At 44.9% G+C, this 13,342-nt stretch carries 13 protein-coding genes; 3 read left to right on the top strand and 10 right to left on the bottom strand.

Annotated features, from left to right (window positions below; genetic code table 11):
* Positions 1–16: 16 nt before the first annotated feature.
* The 8 genes from rseP to rpsB form a co-directional block, all read right to left on the bottom strand.
* Entirely contained in the window at positions 17–1,375 is a 1,359-nt protein-coding gene (gene rseP, locus R7O03_RS15100; RefSeq protein ID WP_017820751.1) for a sigma E protease regulator RseP, read from the bottom strand.
* A complete protein-coding gene (ispC, locus tag R7O03_RS15095; RefSeq protein ID WP_017820752.1) occupies positions 1,375–2,580 on the bottom strand; it encodes a 1-deoxy-D-xylulose-5-phosphate reductoisomerase in 1,206 nt (401 codons plus the stop codon). Before ispC ends, rseP begins: the two co-directional genes overlap by 1 nt.
* A gap of 50 nt (positions 2,581–2,630) precedes the next feature.
* The gene (locus R7O03_RS15090) at positions 2,631–3,473 is read right to left on the bottom strand and encodes a phosphatidate cytidylyltransferase (protein ID WP_005385351.1); all 843 of its coding nucleotides are present in this window, start codon (positions 3,471–3,473) and stop codon (positions 2,631–2,633) included.
* A 12-nt stretch (positions 3,474–3,485) separates the two neighbouring features.
* Complete coding sequence (locus R7O03_RS15085; protein ID WP_318131816.1) at positions 3,486–4,241, bottom strand: isoprenyl transferase; 756 nt, start codon at positions 4,239–4,241, stop codon at positions 3,486–3,488.
* A gap of 96 nt (positions 4,242–4,337) precedes the next feature.
* The gene (gene frr / locus R7O03_RS15080) at positions 4,338–4,895 is read right to left on the bottom strand and encodes a ribosome recycling factor (RefSeq protein ID WP_005380330.1); all 558 of its coding nucleotides are present in this window, start codon (positions 4,893–4,895) and stop codon (positions 4,338–4,340) included.
* A gap of 100 nt (positions 4,896–4,995) precedes the next feature.
* The gene (pyrH, locus tag R7O03_RS15075) at positions 4,996–5,721 is read right to left on the bottom strand and encodes a UMP kinase (RefSeq protein ID WP_005380329.1); all 726 of its coding nucleotides are present in this window, start codon (positions 5,719–5,721) and stop codon (positions 4,996–4,998) included.
* A gap of 147 nt (positions 5,722–5,868) precedes the next feature.
* Positions 5,869–6,714, bottom strand: a complete 846-nt coding sequence (tsf, locus tag R7O03_RS15070; protein WP_005380328.1) for a translation elongation factor Ts — start codon at positions 6,712–6,714, stop codon at positions 5,869–5,871.
* A gap of 132 nt (positions 6,715–6,846) precedes the next feature.
* The gene (gene rpsB / locus R7O03_RS15065; RefSeq protein WP_005380327.1) at positions 6,847–7,575 is read right to left on the bottom strand and encodes a 30S ribosomal protein S2; all 729 of its coding nucleotides are present in this window, start codon (positions 7,573–7,575) and stop codon (positions 6,847–6,849) included.
* Between the two features lie 385 nt (positions 7,576–7,960).
* Here rpsB and map point away from each other — a divergent pair, with 385 nt between their 5' ends.
* The 3 genes from map to R7O03_RS15050 all read left to right on the top strand — a co-directional run bounded on the left by map (position 7,961) and on the right by R7O03_RS15050 (position 12,098).
* Positions 7,961–8,839, top strand: a complete 879-nt coding sequence (gene map / locus R7O03_RS15060; RefSeq protein ID WP_005380326.1) for a type I methionyl aminopeptidase — start codon at positions 7,961–7,963, stop codon at positions 8,837–8,839.
* A 108-nt stretch (positions 8,840–8,947) separates the two neighbouring features.
* On the top strand, positions 8,948–11,572 hold the full coding sequence (gene glnD, locus R7O03_RS15055; protein WP_318131815.1) for a bifunctional uridylyltransferase/uridylyl-removing protein GlnD: 2,625 nt from the start codon (positions 8,948–8,950) through the stop codon (positions 11,570–11,572).
* Between the two features lie 142 nt (positions 11,573–11,714).
* The gene (locus R7O03_RS15050; RefSeq protein WP_005380322.1) at positions 11,715–12,098 is read left to right on the top strand and encodes a DUF3461 family protein; all 384 of its coding nucleotides are present in this window, start codon (positions 11,715–11,717) and stop codon (positions 12,096–12,098) included.
* A 67-nt stretch (positions 12,099–12,165) separates the two neighbouring features.
* Here R7O03_RS15050 and truC read toward each other — a convergent pair whose 3' ends face one another.
* The gene (truC, locus tag R7O03_RS15045) at positions 12,166–12,948 is read right to left on the bottom strand and encodes a tRNA pseudouridine(65) synthase TruC (protein ID WP_033905516.1); all 783 of its coding nucleotides are present in this window, start codon (positions 12,946–12,948) and stop codon (positions 12,166–12,168) included.
* Between the two features lie 4 nt (positions 12,949–12,952).
* Positions 12,953–13,267 (bottom strand): YqcC family protein, encoded by a 315-nt coding sequence (locus R7O03_RS15040; RefSeq protein WP_086047155.1) that lies wholly within the window; start codon positions 13,265–13,267, stop codon positions 12,953–12,955.
* Positions 13,268–13,342 lie beyond the last annotated feature (75 nt).

Genomic DNA, 13,342 nt, shown 5'->3' with positions numbered 1-13,342 from the left:
TTTTGTCTCTGAACTATCACAGACGAGTAAAATCATTAAATAGCGCTAACGCCATGAGCGAGAAGATGATCGCACCACCAATTCTAAAGCCCATTTCCTGCACTTTCTCAGGAACAGGACGTCGAATGACTGCTTCAATTGCAAAAAACAACAAATGACCGCCATCCAACATTGGTAAAGGAACGAGGTTAATAATACCTAGGTTAACACTAATTAGAGCGAGAAAACCTAAAAAGTAGACCAAACCATAATCTGCTGTCGCGCCTGCGCCTTTGGCTATTGATATTGGTCCACTCAGATTATTCAGACCAACGTCTCCAACAATCAGCTTCTTAAGCATGCTGATTGTCAAACCAATGACTTGGCCAGTTTTGTCTACTGCTTTACCTATTGACTCGAATACACCAAACTGAAGATCGAAGCGATAACTTTCTGGCCATTCTGCGACTTTAGGTGCAATACCTGCAAAACCAACGACTTCTTTGTTAGCTAGCTCACGGCTACCGGGCGTCAGCGTCAATGTTTGCTCATAACCCTGACGTAACACCGTCAATTCAAGCGGTGTATCAGGATTAGAACGAACCGCTTCAACCACTTGCTTCCATTCGGTTACGCGTTGTTGACCAATTGCGACAACCTCATCACCTGGAAGCACACCGGCTTTTTCCGCCGCTCCACCTTGCGAGACCTGCTCGATAACTCGATACACCTCCGGTGTATACGGAGTAAAACCTAACGATTGCATCGCTGACTGAGTTTCTGGGTCGAACTTCCACTCACGTAAATCGAGCGTTTTCGTTACTTCTGAACCAACTTCATTCGCTGACGTTAGTGTTACCGTCATCAAATCATCGCCAATATGAGAAATCAATCCCATATTTACTGATTCCCAATCCGGAGTTTTGATACCAGATATCGATTTAAGTTCCATTCCAGATTCAATTCCAGCTTCCGCAACAATCGAATTGGGCGTAACTTCACCAATTACAGGCTTAACAGCCGGGATACCAATTAGAAATACCAGCCAATAGGCAAAAATTGCGAAAAGAAAATTAAAGATGGGGCCAGCCGCAACAATAGAGGTTCGCTTCCATAACGGCTTCTTATCAAACGCTAGGTGCTTCTCATGTTCTGGCACCTCATCGACACGGCTATCAACCATTTTCACATAGCCGCCGAGAGGGATCATTGAGATGCTGTACTCCGTTCCGTCTTTGCCTACTTTACTCCAAATAGACTTGCCGAAACCGATTGAAAACTTTTCAACTTTAACGCCGCAACGGCGAGCAACCCAAAAGTGCCCAAATTCGTGCACAGCAACAAGAATGCCCAGTGCGACGATAAAAGAAATGAGATTCCACAATATACCAGTCATCAGCTACGCTCGCGTATGGTTTCTAGGGCAATAGTTCGTGCCATTCTATCTAGCTCGAGCAAGCTTTCCAAGCTATTCGCATTCTCAGCTTTGCAGCTTGCGTTGATTTTATTCAACACAGACTCATTGATGCGAGCAATATCGGTAAAACCTAGTCTGTTATTTAAAAATGCATCAACAGCGACTTCATTAGCTGCATTCAATGCCGTTGTTGCGTGTTGACCTTCATAACAAGCATCAATTGCGAGTTTTAAACATGGGTAACGAGCAAAGTCAGGCTGCAAAAACGTCAGCTCACCAACTTTCGTGAAGTCTAGCGGCTTAACCCCAGCTTCTACTCTTGACGGGTATGACATGGTGAGCGCAATTGGCGTCGCCATATCCGCTTCTCCCATTTGTGCCAAGACCGAACCATCACGATACTGAACCATAGAATGAATCACAGATTGAGGATGAATAACCACCTTCAGTTGTTCGCGAGCAGCATTAAATAGCCACTTAGCTTCGATATACTCAAGGCCTTTATTCATCATCGTGGCAGAATCAACAGAAATTTTTGGCCCCATCGACCAGTTTGGATGAGCGATCGCCTGAGCGGGTGTCACCTGCTCCAGTTCTGCGATGTCAGTGTAACGGAAAGGACCACCAGATCCAGTCAACAAAATATGAGAAATGCCATGTTCTTGTAAATTGCAACGACCTAGATTGGTTTGTACTTGCTGTGGTAAACATTGGAAAATGGCGTTGTGTTCACTGTCGACGGGAAGTAGCTCTGCGCTAAATTCTTCTACAGCATCAATAAATAGCTGGCCTGACATTACAAGTGCTTCTTTATTTGCCAACAAGACTCGCTTACCTGCTTTCACGGCAGCCATGGTAGGCAATAAGCCAGCGGCTCCTACAATAGCAGCCATTACACTGTCGACCTCGTCCAGCGAAGCTATATGACATAGCGCATCAGTACCACCTAGCACTTCGGTACCTGGCGAAACCGAGTGTAGCTCAGCTTGAAGTTGAGACGCCGCAGCTTTATCTGCCATGACCGCATATTTAGGTTGCCACTGACGACATAGACCGATCATCTTTTCAACGTTAGTGCTTGCCGCTAAGGCAACGACAGAAAACAGATCTGGGTTTTGTTCGACCACTTTAAGCGTGCTTGCACCAATTGATCCAGTAGCACCAAGAATCGTTAACTTTTGCATGTTGTAAGACCGTTAGAAAGCTCAGGAGCGACGACGCCGCTCCTGATAAATTAGAATACGTAGTAAAGAAGAGCAAAAACTGGGAATGCTGCGGTTAGGCTGTCGATACGATCTAGCACACCACCGTGCCCTGGGATAATGTTACTGCTGTCTTTAATGCCTGAGACACGTTTGAACATACTTTCAACCAGATCACCAAGCACTGAAATAACGACAGTAACCAGCGTAATCAGCACCATATGGACAGGGCTAGTGAACTGGATATCGAACCAATCAGCAAATGCCCACGCTACGATTAATGCCGTGATAATGCCACCAATTAGCCCTTCAATGGTTTTATTGGGGCTTACATGAGGAGCCATCTTACGTTTGCCTAAGCTTTTGCCTGCAAAGTAGGCGCCGCTATCTGCAGCCCATACCAAGAAACAAACGTACAACACAAGCTTTGCGCCGTGGTATGGATCTACAGTGATGTCATACGCTCTGAGAATAATCACACTCCAAAGGAATGGGATTAATGTCAGAAAACCAAATACATGACGTAAAACAAAATTACTTTGCCAAGATTTCGTCGTTTTGGGGTAAGTAATCGCCATTAAGCTAGCAATAATCCACCAAACAAAACCAATACCCAAGACGACATAATGAGGTGTCGTTAAGTGATTGAGGCTATATGCATCAGGCGAGATGTATAGAAAACTAAGTCCGGTAATAATGATTGCCGGCACAAGGGCAGCAATGCGAGAGTTGCTTCCTGTAAACTGAGTCCACTCCCAAAAACCTAATAGCGTTATTGCAGTTAAAGCGGCAATAAAGCCCATTAGCGGTAATTTAAAAATGCCTAAAATAACCAGGGGAGCTAAAATTAGTGCTGTTATTATTCTCTGTTTCAAACTAACTAGTCCTTATTGAGCTGCCATCAATGCCTTTATTTGTTCACCTGTACAGCCAAAACGACGTTCTCGGTTGATAAACCAAGTTACAGCTTCTACCAAACTGTCTTCATCGAATTCTGGCCAGTACTCTGTTGTAAAGTACATTTCTGCATAAGCCATTTGCCACAACATAAAGTTGCTGATGCGGCACTCTCCACTGGTGCGAATTAAAAGATCCACTTCCGGTAGGTCTGCCATGGTCAAATGCTCAGTGATTAGCTGCTCATTGATATCCTCTACACGAATTTCACCGTTACGTGCTTTTAGCGCTAACGTTTTAGCAGCTTCTGTGATGTCCCATTTACCGCCATAGTTGGCTGCAATGTTGATCACCATACCCGTGTTATCTGCCGTTAGGTTTTCTGCTTCTACAATTTTCTTTTGTAGACGCTCACTAAATCGACTGGTATCACCGATCACGCGCAACCGTAAGTTATTTTTGTGTAGTTTTTTTACTTCACTAGACAGGACCGTGATAAACAGTTCCATCAAAAGACCCACTTCTTCCTCCGGACGACGCCAGTTTTCACTACTAAAAGCAAACAGCGTCATGGCTCTAATGCCTAGTTTTGAAGCAGCAGCCACGGTCTTACGAACGGCACTAACGCCTTTTTTATGACCAAATACGCGAGGTTTTCCTTTGGACTTAGCCCAACGGCCATTACCGTCCATAATGATGGCAATATGCTTAGGAAGGGAATCAGAGAAGGCTTGAGAATTTTGCATAGGGAGTTAATTGAGTTCCATCAGTTGGATAGACTAACATAAAAAAACGCTGAGCTGTGAGCACAGCGTTTTCCAACAGTGATGTGTGTGGGAGTATTAAACTTCCATCAACTCTTTTTCTTTTGCAGCAAGAACTTCATCGATCTTCTTAACTGCAACGTCAGTTAGCTTTTGAATTTCGTCTTGTGCTTTACGGTCTTCATCTTCAGAGATTTCTTTATCTTTTAGAAGCGCTTTAAGATCGTTGTTTGCGTCACGACGGATGTTACGAACAGCAACACGACCACCTTCAGCTTCACCACGGACGATCTTAACTAGGTCTTTACGACGTTCTTCCGTTAGCGGTGGAAGTGGAACGCGGATGATAGTGCCAGCTGACATAGGGTTTAGACCAAGGTCAGACGTCATGATCGCTTTTTCTACTTTCGGCGTCAGCTCTTTATCAAAAACCGTGATTGCAAGTGTACGTGCATCTTCAGCAATAACGTTTGCTACTTGGTTTAGAGGTGTTGCTGCACCGTAGTATTCTACAGAAATACCAGATAGTAGGCTTGGGTGTGCACGACCTGTACGAATTTTAGAAAGGTTGTTCTTAAGCGCTTCAACGCTTTTATCCATGCGCTCTTGCGCGTCTTTTTTGATTTCGTTAATCACAGTTTCACCTTAAAAATGTCATCTTTCCTGAAGAAAGCCTAAAACGGTTGAGCAAAGCAAGCACCACCCTAACACTTTGGAGTGGCACCTTAAGCCAAGCTTATTCGTTGATGAGCGTGCCTTCTGCTTCGCCCATAACCACGCGACGTAGTGCGCCTGGCTTGTTCATATTAAATACGCGGATTGGCATTTTGTGGTCACGAGCTAGCGTAAACGCCGCCAAGTCCATAACTTTCAGCTCTTTATCCAGAACTTCTGCATAAGATAGCTTATCATACAGCTCTGCGTCTGGGTTTGCTACAGGGTCAGCAGTAAATACACCATCAACTTTCGTCGCTTTTAGTACAACATCCGCTTCAATTTCGATACCACGTAAACAAGCAGCAGAATCCGTTGTAAAGAACGGGTTACCAGTACCAGCAGAGAAGATGACAACTCGGCCTTGGCGAAGCTCACGGATCGCATCAGCCCAATTATAGTCGTCACATACGCCTTTTAGAGGGATTGCAGACATAACGCGCGCATTTACGTATGCACGGTGAAGAGCATCACGCATCGCTAGGCCATTCATTACTGTAGCAAGCATACCCATGTGGTCACCAACTACGCGGTTCATACCAGCTTCAGCTAGGCCTGCACCACGGAACAAGTTACCGCCACCGATAACTACACCAACCTGAACACCCAGTTCAACCAGTTCTTTAACTTCTTGTGCCATACGATCAAGGACCGCAGGATCAATACCAAAACCGTCTTCACCTTGAAGAGCTTCACCACTCAGTTTTAATAGAATACGTTGATACGCTGGTTTAGGGTTCGTAGTCATGGAGTTTACCTTCCAAAGAGAGTTGTTGATTAACAGTCATGAATAGACACAACTTCAGTTATGGCTATTCATCACGGCTAATCGTTCACTGCTCATAAAAAGACCGCAGCCTTGGCTACGGTCTAATCTTTATACAGTCTCTAAGGATTAACCTTTTTGAGCTGCTGCAACTTCTTCAGCGAAGCTCATTTCTTCTTTCTTCTCGATACCTTCACCTACTTCTAGGCGAACGAACGTAGAAACTGAAGCGCCTTTTTCTTTCAGCATTTCGCCTACAGTTTTCTTAGGCTCCATGATGAAAGCTTGACCTGTTAGAGAGATCTCGCCAGTGAATTTCTTCATGCGGCCAACAACCATCTTCTCAGCGATTTCAGCAGGCTTGCCTTCGTTCATTGCGATTTCAACTTGAACCGCTTTCTCTTTTTCTACTACGTCAGCTGGTACGTCTTCTGGGTTAACGAACTCTGGCTTAGAAGCAGCAACGTGCATTGCAACGTGCTTAAGAGTTTCTGCGTCGCCTTCACCAGCAACAACAACACCGATTTTCTCACCGTGACGGTAAGAAGCGATTGCAGTGCCTTGAACGTATTCTACGCGACGGATAGTGATGTTTTCACCGATTTTAGCTACTAGAGCTACACGTGCGTCTTCGAATTGTGCTTGTAGTTCTTCAACAGAAGCTTTTGAAGCTAGAGCTGCAGCTGCAACTTCTTCTGCGAATGCAGTGAAGTTACCGTCTTTAGCAACGAAGTCAGTTTGGCAGTTAACTTCAAGAAGAACAGCAACGCCGTTTTCTTCTTTGATGATGATTGCGCCTTCAGCTGCAACGTTACCAGCTTTCTTAGCTGCTTTCGCTGCGCCAGATTTACGCATGTTTTCAATTGCTAGTTCGATGTCAGCGTTTGCTTCTACAAGCGCTTTCTTACATTCCATCATGCCAGCGCCAGTACGCTCGCGAAGTTCTTTAACTAGAGCAGCAGTTACAGTTGCCATTCTGTCTTCCTCGTTTGATTCGAAATAAGGTAAAAAACAGGGGCCTAACATTGTCGGCCCCCATTGCTAACTATAACTTAGTTTATGCTACACAAAGGTTTCACATAGACCAAGTGTGACACAGAGCCGCTATTATTCAGCTTCTACGAAACCGTCTTTTTCAGCAACTGCAGCTACGTCTTTGTTACGACCTTCAGATACTGCTGAAGCAGCAGCGTTCAGGTATAGCTGTACAGCGCGGATCGCGTCGTCGTTACCTGGGATTACGTAGTCAACGCCGTCTGGGTTAGAGTTAGTATCTACCACAGCGTATACTGGAATACCTAGGTTGTTAGCTTCTTTAATTGCAATGTGTTCGTGATCAGCGTCGATTACGAATAGAGCGTCTGGTAGGCCGCCCATGTCTTTGATACCACCAAGAGATTTCTCTAGCTTCTCCATTTCGCGAGTACGCATTAGAGCTTCTTTCTTAGTTAGTTTGTCAAAAGTACCGTCTTGAGATTGAGTCTCTAGTTCTTTTAGACGCTTGATAGACTGACGAACTGTTTTGTAGTTTGTAAGCATACCGCCTAACCAGCGGTTGTTTACGTAAAACTGGTTGCTTGCGATTGCAGCTTCTTTAACAGCTTCAGATGCAGCGCGCTTAGTACCTACGAATAGAACCTTACCTTTCTTCTCGCCAACTTTAGCTAGTTCAGCTAGAGCGTCGTTGAACATTGGTACAGTTTTTTCTAGGTTGATGATATGAACTTTGTTACGAGCGCCAAAGATGAATGGCTTCATTTTTGGGTTCCAGTAACGAGTCTGGTGACCGAAGTGAACACCAGCTTTTAGCATATCGCGCATTGATACAGTTGCCATTTTAAAATCCTCTATGGGGTTAGGCCTCCACATTCCCCATAACTCCGACCAAGCTTCTGCTCAGCACCCCGGAATATGTGACGGAATGTGTGTGATTTAAAGATAAAAGGTTATTCGGATGAAGCTTGCTTCGCCGCTTAACTTTGCTAAGCGAAGAGAACAGTCCTCTATTCCGGCGCGCTTTATACCATATTTTAGCTCACTGTGGCTAGTAAAAATTATTTCTTCACCGTGCCACTTTCTCTTATTTTATAAGCAAAACTTTAAACATATGATCGAATTAAGAATGATGCATATTCCTATCTAACTTGGGTTAACGCCCCGATGTCTGATAGAATGCGGCCATTCGCACGTTTACGTGCTTAGGAATAAGTAGAGAAAGCCAATGTCAATCAAGATTAAAACTGCTGAAGAAATAGAACGCATGCGCATTGCGGGCAAGCTAGCCGCAGAGATTCTAGAAATGATCGAACCACACATCAAAGTTGGTGTGACGACAGAAGAGTTAAACAAAATCTGTCATGAGTACGCTCTAGAAAAAGGCGCATACTCTGCTCCGCTTGATTACCATGGTTTCCCTAAGTCGATCTGTACTTCAATCAACCATATCGTATGCCACGGTATTCCAGCGGAAAAAGACGAAATCGGTAGCAACGGCCAAATGAAGCCAGCGGTACTAAAAGATGGTGACATCTTAAACGTTGATATTACCGTAATCGTTCCAAATGATGAGAATGCCGATCTGAGCGTGCGTCCTCAGGGTTACCATGGTGACACTTCTAAGATGTTCCTAGTCGGTGATGTTTCGCCTGCAAACAAACGTCTATGCATGGTAGCTCAAGAAGCACTGTATGTTGGTATGCGTACCGTTAAGCCAGGTTCAACAGTTGGCGACATCGGTACAGCTATCGAGAAGTACATCAAAGAGAATAACAAGAACAATCCTCGCAACAAGTTTTCTATAGTGAAAGACTTCTGTGGTCACGGTATCGGCGATGAGTTCCATGAAGAACCACAAGTGGTTCATTACAAGAACAAAGACCGCCGCGTATTAAAAGAAGGCATGTGCTTTACTATTGAGCCGATGATTAACGCAGGTAAATTTGGTTGCTCTGTTGATGCACAAGATGACTGGACTGTTTACACGGGCGACGGCAAGAACTCTGCGCAATGGGAACATACCATTGTTGTAACAAAAGAAGGTTGTGAAGTACTGACGCTTCGTAGCGACGATACGATTCCTCGCCTAATGAAAAACGCGTAAAGCTGACGACCACTCGTTGTTTACTATATCCCTGCTTCGGCGGGGATATTTTTTATCTGCCGCAAATTTGTTAGATTGTTATTAGATTAGCTTGCACGGATGGCAAATATGACACTTCAGTCCCCTCTTACCTTTTCCGATGAACAAATCAATATCGGTGAACTCAAACAAGAATTAGAGAAGTTTAGCTCTAATCAAAACCAAGAGTTTCTCAATCATCATCCGGTAACAAGCTTGGTTTTAGCCAGAGCTGAATATATGGATCTGCTTCTCAATCGTTTGTGGCAACATTTTGGTTTCAAGGATATTTACAACATTTCCCTAGTTGCCGTTGGTGGCTACGGACGAGGCGAGCTGCATCCGCTCTCCGATATCGATATTTTGATTCTGTCGAACAATAAACTGCCAACCGCGTTAGAAGCAAAAATCAGCGAATTCATTACGCTGTTGTGGGATTTAAAACTCGAGGTCGGACACGCTGTTCGCACCGTTACTGAATGTGCTGAAATTGGTAAAACCGATCTAACGGTCGCGACAAACCTGCAAGAAGCGCGACTGCTGTGTGGAAGCGAGGACACCTTTCAGGCACTGAAGAAAGTCGTGTTATCAGACTCCTTCTGGCCAAGTGAGACGTTTTACCGCGCTAAAATTCAAGAGCAGCGCGAACGCCATGCGCGTTACCACGACACGACCTACAACTTAGAACCGGACATTAAATCAACCCCTGGCGGGCTACGCGATATTCATACATTAAGCTGGGTCGCTCGACGTCACTTTGGTGCGACTTCATTGCTGGAAATGAGCCGATACGGATTTTTAACTGACGCAGAATACCGAGAACTGGTTGAATGTCAGGACTTCCTTTGGCGAGTACGTTTCGCTCTGCACATGGAGCTTCGCCGCTATGACAACCGCTTGACCTTTGCTCATCAAGCACAAGTTGCGGAAAATCTAGGCTACGTCGGAGAAGGCAACCGAGGCGTAGAAATGATGATGAAAGAGTTCTACCGCACGCTTCGTCGTGTGGCAGAGCTCAATAAAATGCTACTCAAACTCTTTGACCAAGCGATCATTAATGGTGGGGCGACAGAAAGTGCCGAGATTCTCGATACGGACTTTCAACGTCGCGGTTCTTTAATTGAAGCGCGGAAACCCGCATTGTTCCAAGCTCGCCCAGAAACTATTCTGGATATGTTCTTACATATTGCTAACGACTCAACTATTGAAGGGGTGAGCCCACCAACGCTGCGTCAACTGCGCACCGCTCGCCGTCGGCTCAACAAGTTTTTGCACACTATTCCTGCTGCACGTGAAAAGTTCATGGCGTTATGTCGTCACCCTAATGCTCTGCACAAAGCATTCAGCCTCATGCACCGATTAGGGGTTATGGCGGCCTATTTACCGCAATGGAGTCAGATTGTTGGTCAAATGCAGTTTGACTTATTCCACGCCTACACGGTTGATGAGCACAGTATTCGCTTACTTAAACACATCAACACTTTTAGTGACCCAGAAAATCATGCGAAGCACCCTATTTGCTGTGACGTCTACCCACGGATGCAAAAGAAAGAGCTGCTGATTATTGCCGCTATTTTCCATGATATCGGGAAAGGTCGTGGCGGCGATCACTCGATTATCGGTGGAGGAGAAGCGTACGACTTCTGTATTGAGCATGGCTTATCGAAGCCCGAAGCGAAACTTGTCGCTTGGTTGGTAAGACATCATCTATTAATGTCTGTCACCGCACAGCGCCGAGACATTTATGATCCCGATGTCATTACCGAGTTTGCCAAAAAAGTCAGAGACGAAGAATCTCTCGATTATCTTGTATGCCTGACAGTTGCAGATATTTGTGCAACCAACCCAGAACTTTGGAATGCTTGGAAACGAACTTTACTTGCAGAGCTGTATTACTCCACACAACGTGCTTTACGCAGAGGGCTAGAGAACCCTGTCGATGTGCGTGAGCGAATTCGCCACAATCAACAAATGGCCTCCGCAATGCTGCGCAAAGAGGGGTTTGCCGCGCGCGAAATTGAAGTATTGTGGCAACGCTTCAAAGCTGACTACTTCCTTCGTCATACCCATACGCAAATCGCGTGGCACTGCGAACACTTACTTCGCATGGAAGATCCGACTAAGCCTTTGGTGTTGATCAGTAAAAAAGCCACTCGTGGCGGCACTGAGGTGTTTGTATATACGAAAGACCAGCCTGCTTTATTTGCGACGGTCGTGGCGGAGTTAGATAGGCGTAATTTTAATGTACACGACGCGCAAATCATGACCAGCAAAGATGGGCACGTGATTGATACCTTTATGGTACTCGATCAACATGGCGAAGCGATCGATGAGTCTCGTCACGCGGCGGTGATTAAACACCTCACCCATGTACTGGAGGCGGGCCGACCAACCAAGATTAAAACGCGCCGTACTCCGAACAAACTTCAGCACTTTAATGTGAAAACCAAAGTCGACTTCTTACCAACCAAAGGTAAAAAACACACTTTAATGGAGTTTGTCGCGCTAGACACACCAGGGCTGTTGGCCAAAGTAGGCCGTACGTTTGCTGATTTAAATATCAACCTTCATGGTGCCAAAATCACCACCATTGGTGAGCGAGCAGAAGACTTGTTTATTTTAACCAGTGATGCAGGGGGAAGATTAAGTGAAGAACAACAGGATGAGCTAAGAGAGAGATTGATCGAAAAGTTATCTGATGAGGTCGCAGCTTAGATCAAACCTGCCAATCTTTTCGGTTCAGGGCGAGAGCGATCTTGCCCACAAGTTAAGCATTTTGGCTAAATATCAGCTATCTAGCTCATACATAGGCTGCTACAGTTATATCAATATCAATTCGATGTAATAGAGGTAGCCTATGTATCCCCACCTCACTGGTTTGGGTATTCACGACCCTAAGCAGATTGAACGTTATTCCCTACGCCAAGAAGCACACAAAGACGTACTCAAGATCTATTTCCACAAGCAAAAAGGCGAACTGTTCGCTAAAAGCGTTAAATTCAAATACCCGCGCCAAATCAAAAATGTTCTTGTGGACAGTGGCAGTCACAAATATAAAGAAGTAACGGAAATCAACCGTAACCTCACATTAGTCATTGATGAACTGAATAAAATCACTAAGCCAACGAAACAACCTGAGGTTGATGTAAAAGAGAAAATTCTTTCAGACCTTCGTCATTTAGAAAAAGTCGTTTCGAGCAAGATCGCAGAGATCGAAGCGGATCTTGAAAAACTAAAGTAAAACGTTAAGTCTTAAATATTAAAAAGGGTTAGCATTGATGCTAACCCTTTTTATTTGTACCCAATCATTATCTAGATCTAACTGCGCCGATTATCGGTTCATCCCACTCAAATCGAGTAAACAATTGCTGCCAAGTTTCATCAAGATTGGCCGTCATGACAATCTCTTGATCGGTAAATGGATGGACAAACCGTAACTCTGAAGCATGCAGTAGCAAACGATGAGAATCAAACTCTGTGCGATACAGCTTGTTGTGCTTTCCATCCCCGTGCGTTGTATCACCCACGATCGGATGGCGTAGATGTGCCATATGACGACGAAGTTGGTGCTTACGCCCCGTTTTAGGTTTCATCTCAACTAAGCAATAACGCGTTGTAGGAAATTTACCCGTCGAATAGGGAACCTCCACTTTAGCCAACGGCTTATATTCCGTCACCGCTTCTTGCGCTTCTTTTTCTTGTGAAGCGAACTTATCAGCAATCTTGTCTAACTCCACTTTGAGTGCGTAATCCAAGACGCCCTCTTCCTCAATCCAACCGCGTACTATTGCGTGGTATGTCTTTTCCATTTTATGTTCAGCAAACATCGGCATGACTTGTGATGCGACTTCACTCGACAACGCAAACACGAGCACACCAGATGTTGGGCGATCCAGACGATGCAATGGGAACACATGCTGACCAATTTGGTCACGCAAAGTTTGCATGACAAACTGAGTTTCGTGTTTATCTAACCAACTGCGATGCACTAACATGCCTGCAGGCTTGTTGACCGCTACAAAATATTCATCCTGATAAACGATCTCCAGCTCAACTGGTTCTGAAGATCGCGTTAGTTCTTGTTCTAGCATTCGTTTACTTACACAGTTCGTCAATGGTTCGGATTGTAACAAGCAGCTCGGCGAACTGCGGTTCCTGCTTCCACGCTTCTGAAAAATAGGGCTCGAGAGAAAACCCTCTTGGCAATGGTTGGTTATTTTTCACTAGTGCGTGCATTCTGGCTATAAAGATCCACTGCAACCACTCATGAGGGTGCAATGTATCAATCGCAAATGGCTCCGTACTTTGTAAGGCTTGCTCTGAAGGCATAGTGTATTGCCACAATTTATGCTCTCTAAGCTGCGCTTCAAGTTGGTGAAGTAAGTCGACCAATTGAGTATTTGTTACCATTAATTCTATCTCGAACCTTGAATTAGCCGAGAATGATACCATTTCTTGTGAAAAGAACGTTAGGACGTCGTATTT

Source organism: Vibrio sp. Vb2960 (assembly GCF_033337665.1).
Classification (GTDB): domain Bacteria; phylum Pseudomonadota; class Gammaproteobacteria; order Enterobacterales; family Vibrionaceae; genus Vibrio; species Vibrio alginolyticus.
This window is presented reverse-complemented; position numbering and strand designations above follow the sequence as displayed.

Coding starts and splice junctions, on each gene's coding strand:
- rseP (WP_017820751.1), bottom strand. CDS start 1,375: ATGACTGGTATATTGTGGAATCTCATTTCTTTTATCGTCGCACTGGGC.
- ispC (WP_017820752.1), bottom strand. CDS start 2,580: ATGCAAAAGTTAACGATTCTTGGTGCTACTGGATCAATTGGTGCAAGC.
- R7O03_RS15085 (WP_318131816.1), bottom strand. CDS start 4,241: ATGCAAAATTCTCAAGCCTTCTCTGATTCCCTTCCTAAGCATATTGCC.
- pyrH (WP_005380329.1), bottom strand. CDS start 5,721: ATGACTACGAACCCTAAACCAGCGTATCAACGTATTCTATTAAAACTG.
- tsf (WP_005380328.1), bottom strand. CDS start 6,714: ATGGCAACTGTAACTGCTGCTCTAGTTAAAGAACTTCGCGAGCGTACT.
- rpsB (WP_005380327.1), bottom strand. CDS start 7,575: ATGGCAACTGTATCAATGCGCGATATGCTAAAAGCTGGTGTTCACTTC.
- map (WP_005380326.1), top strand. CDS start 7,961: ATGTCAATCAAGATTAAAACTGCTGAAGAAATAGAACGCATGCGCATT.
- glnD (WP_318131815.1), top strand. CDS start 8,948: ATGACACTTCAGTCCCCTCTTACCTTTTCCGATGAACAAATCAATATC.
- R7O03_RS15050 (WP_005380322.1), top strand. CDS start 11,715: ATGTATCCCCACCTCACTGGTTTGGGTATTCACGACCCTAAGCAGATT.
- truC (WP_033905516.1), bottom strand. CDS start 12,948: ATGCTAGAACAAGAACTAACGCGATCTTCAGAACCAGTTGAGCTGGAG.
- R7O03_RS15040 (WP_086047155.1), bottom strand. CDS start 13,267: ATGGTAACAAATACTCAATTGGTCGACTTACTTCACCAACTTGAAGCG.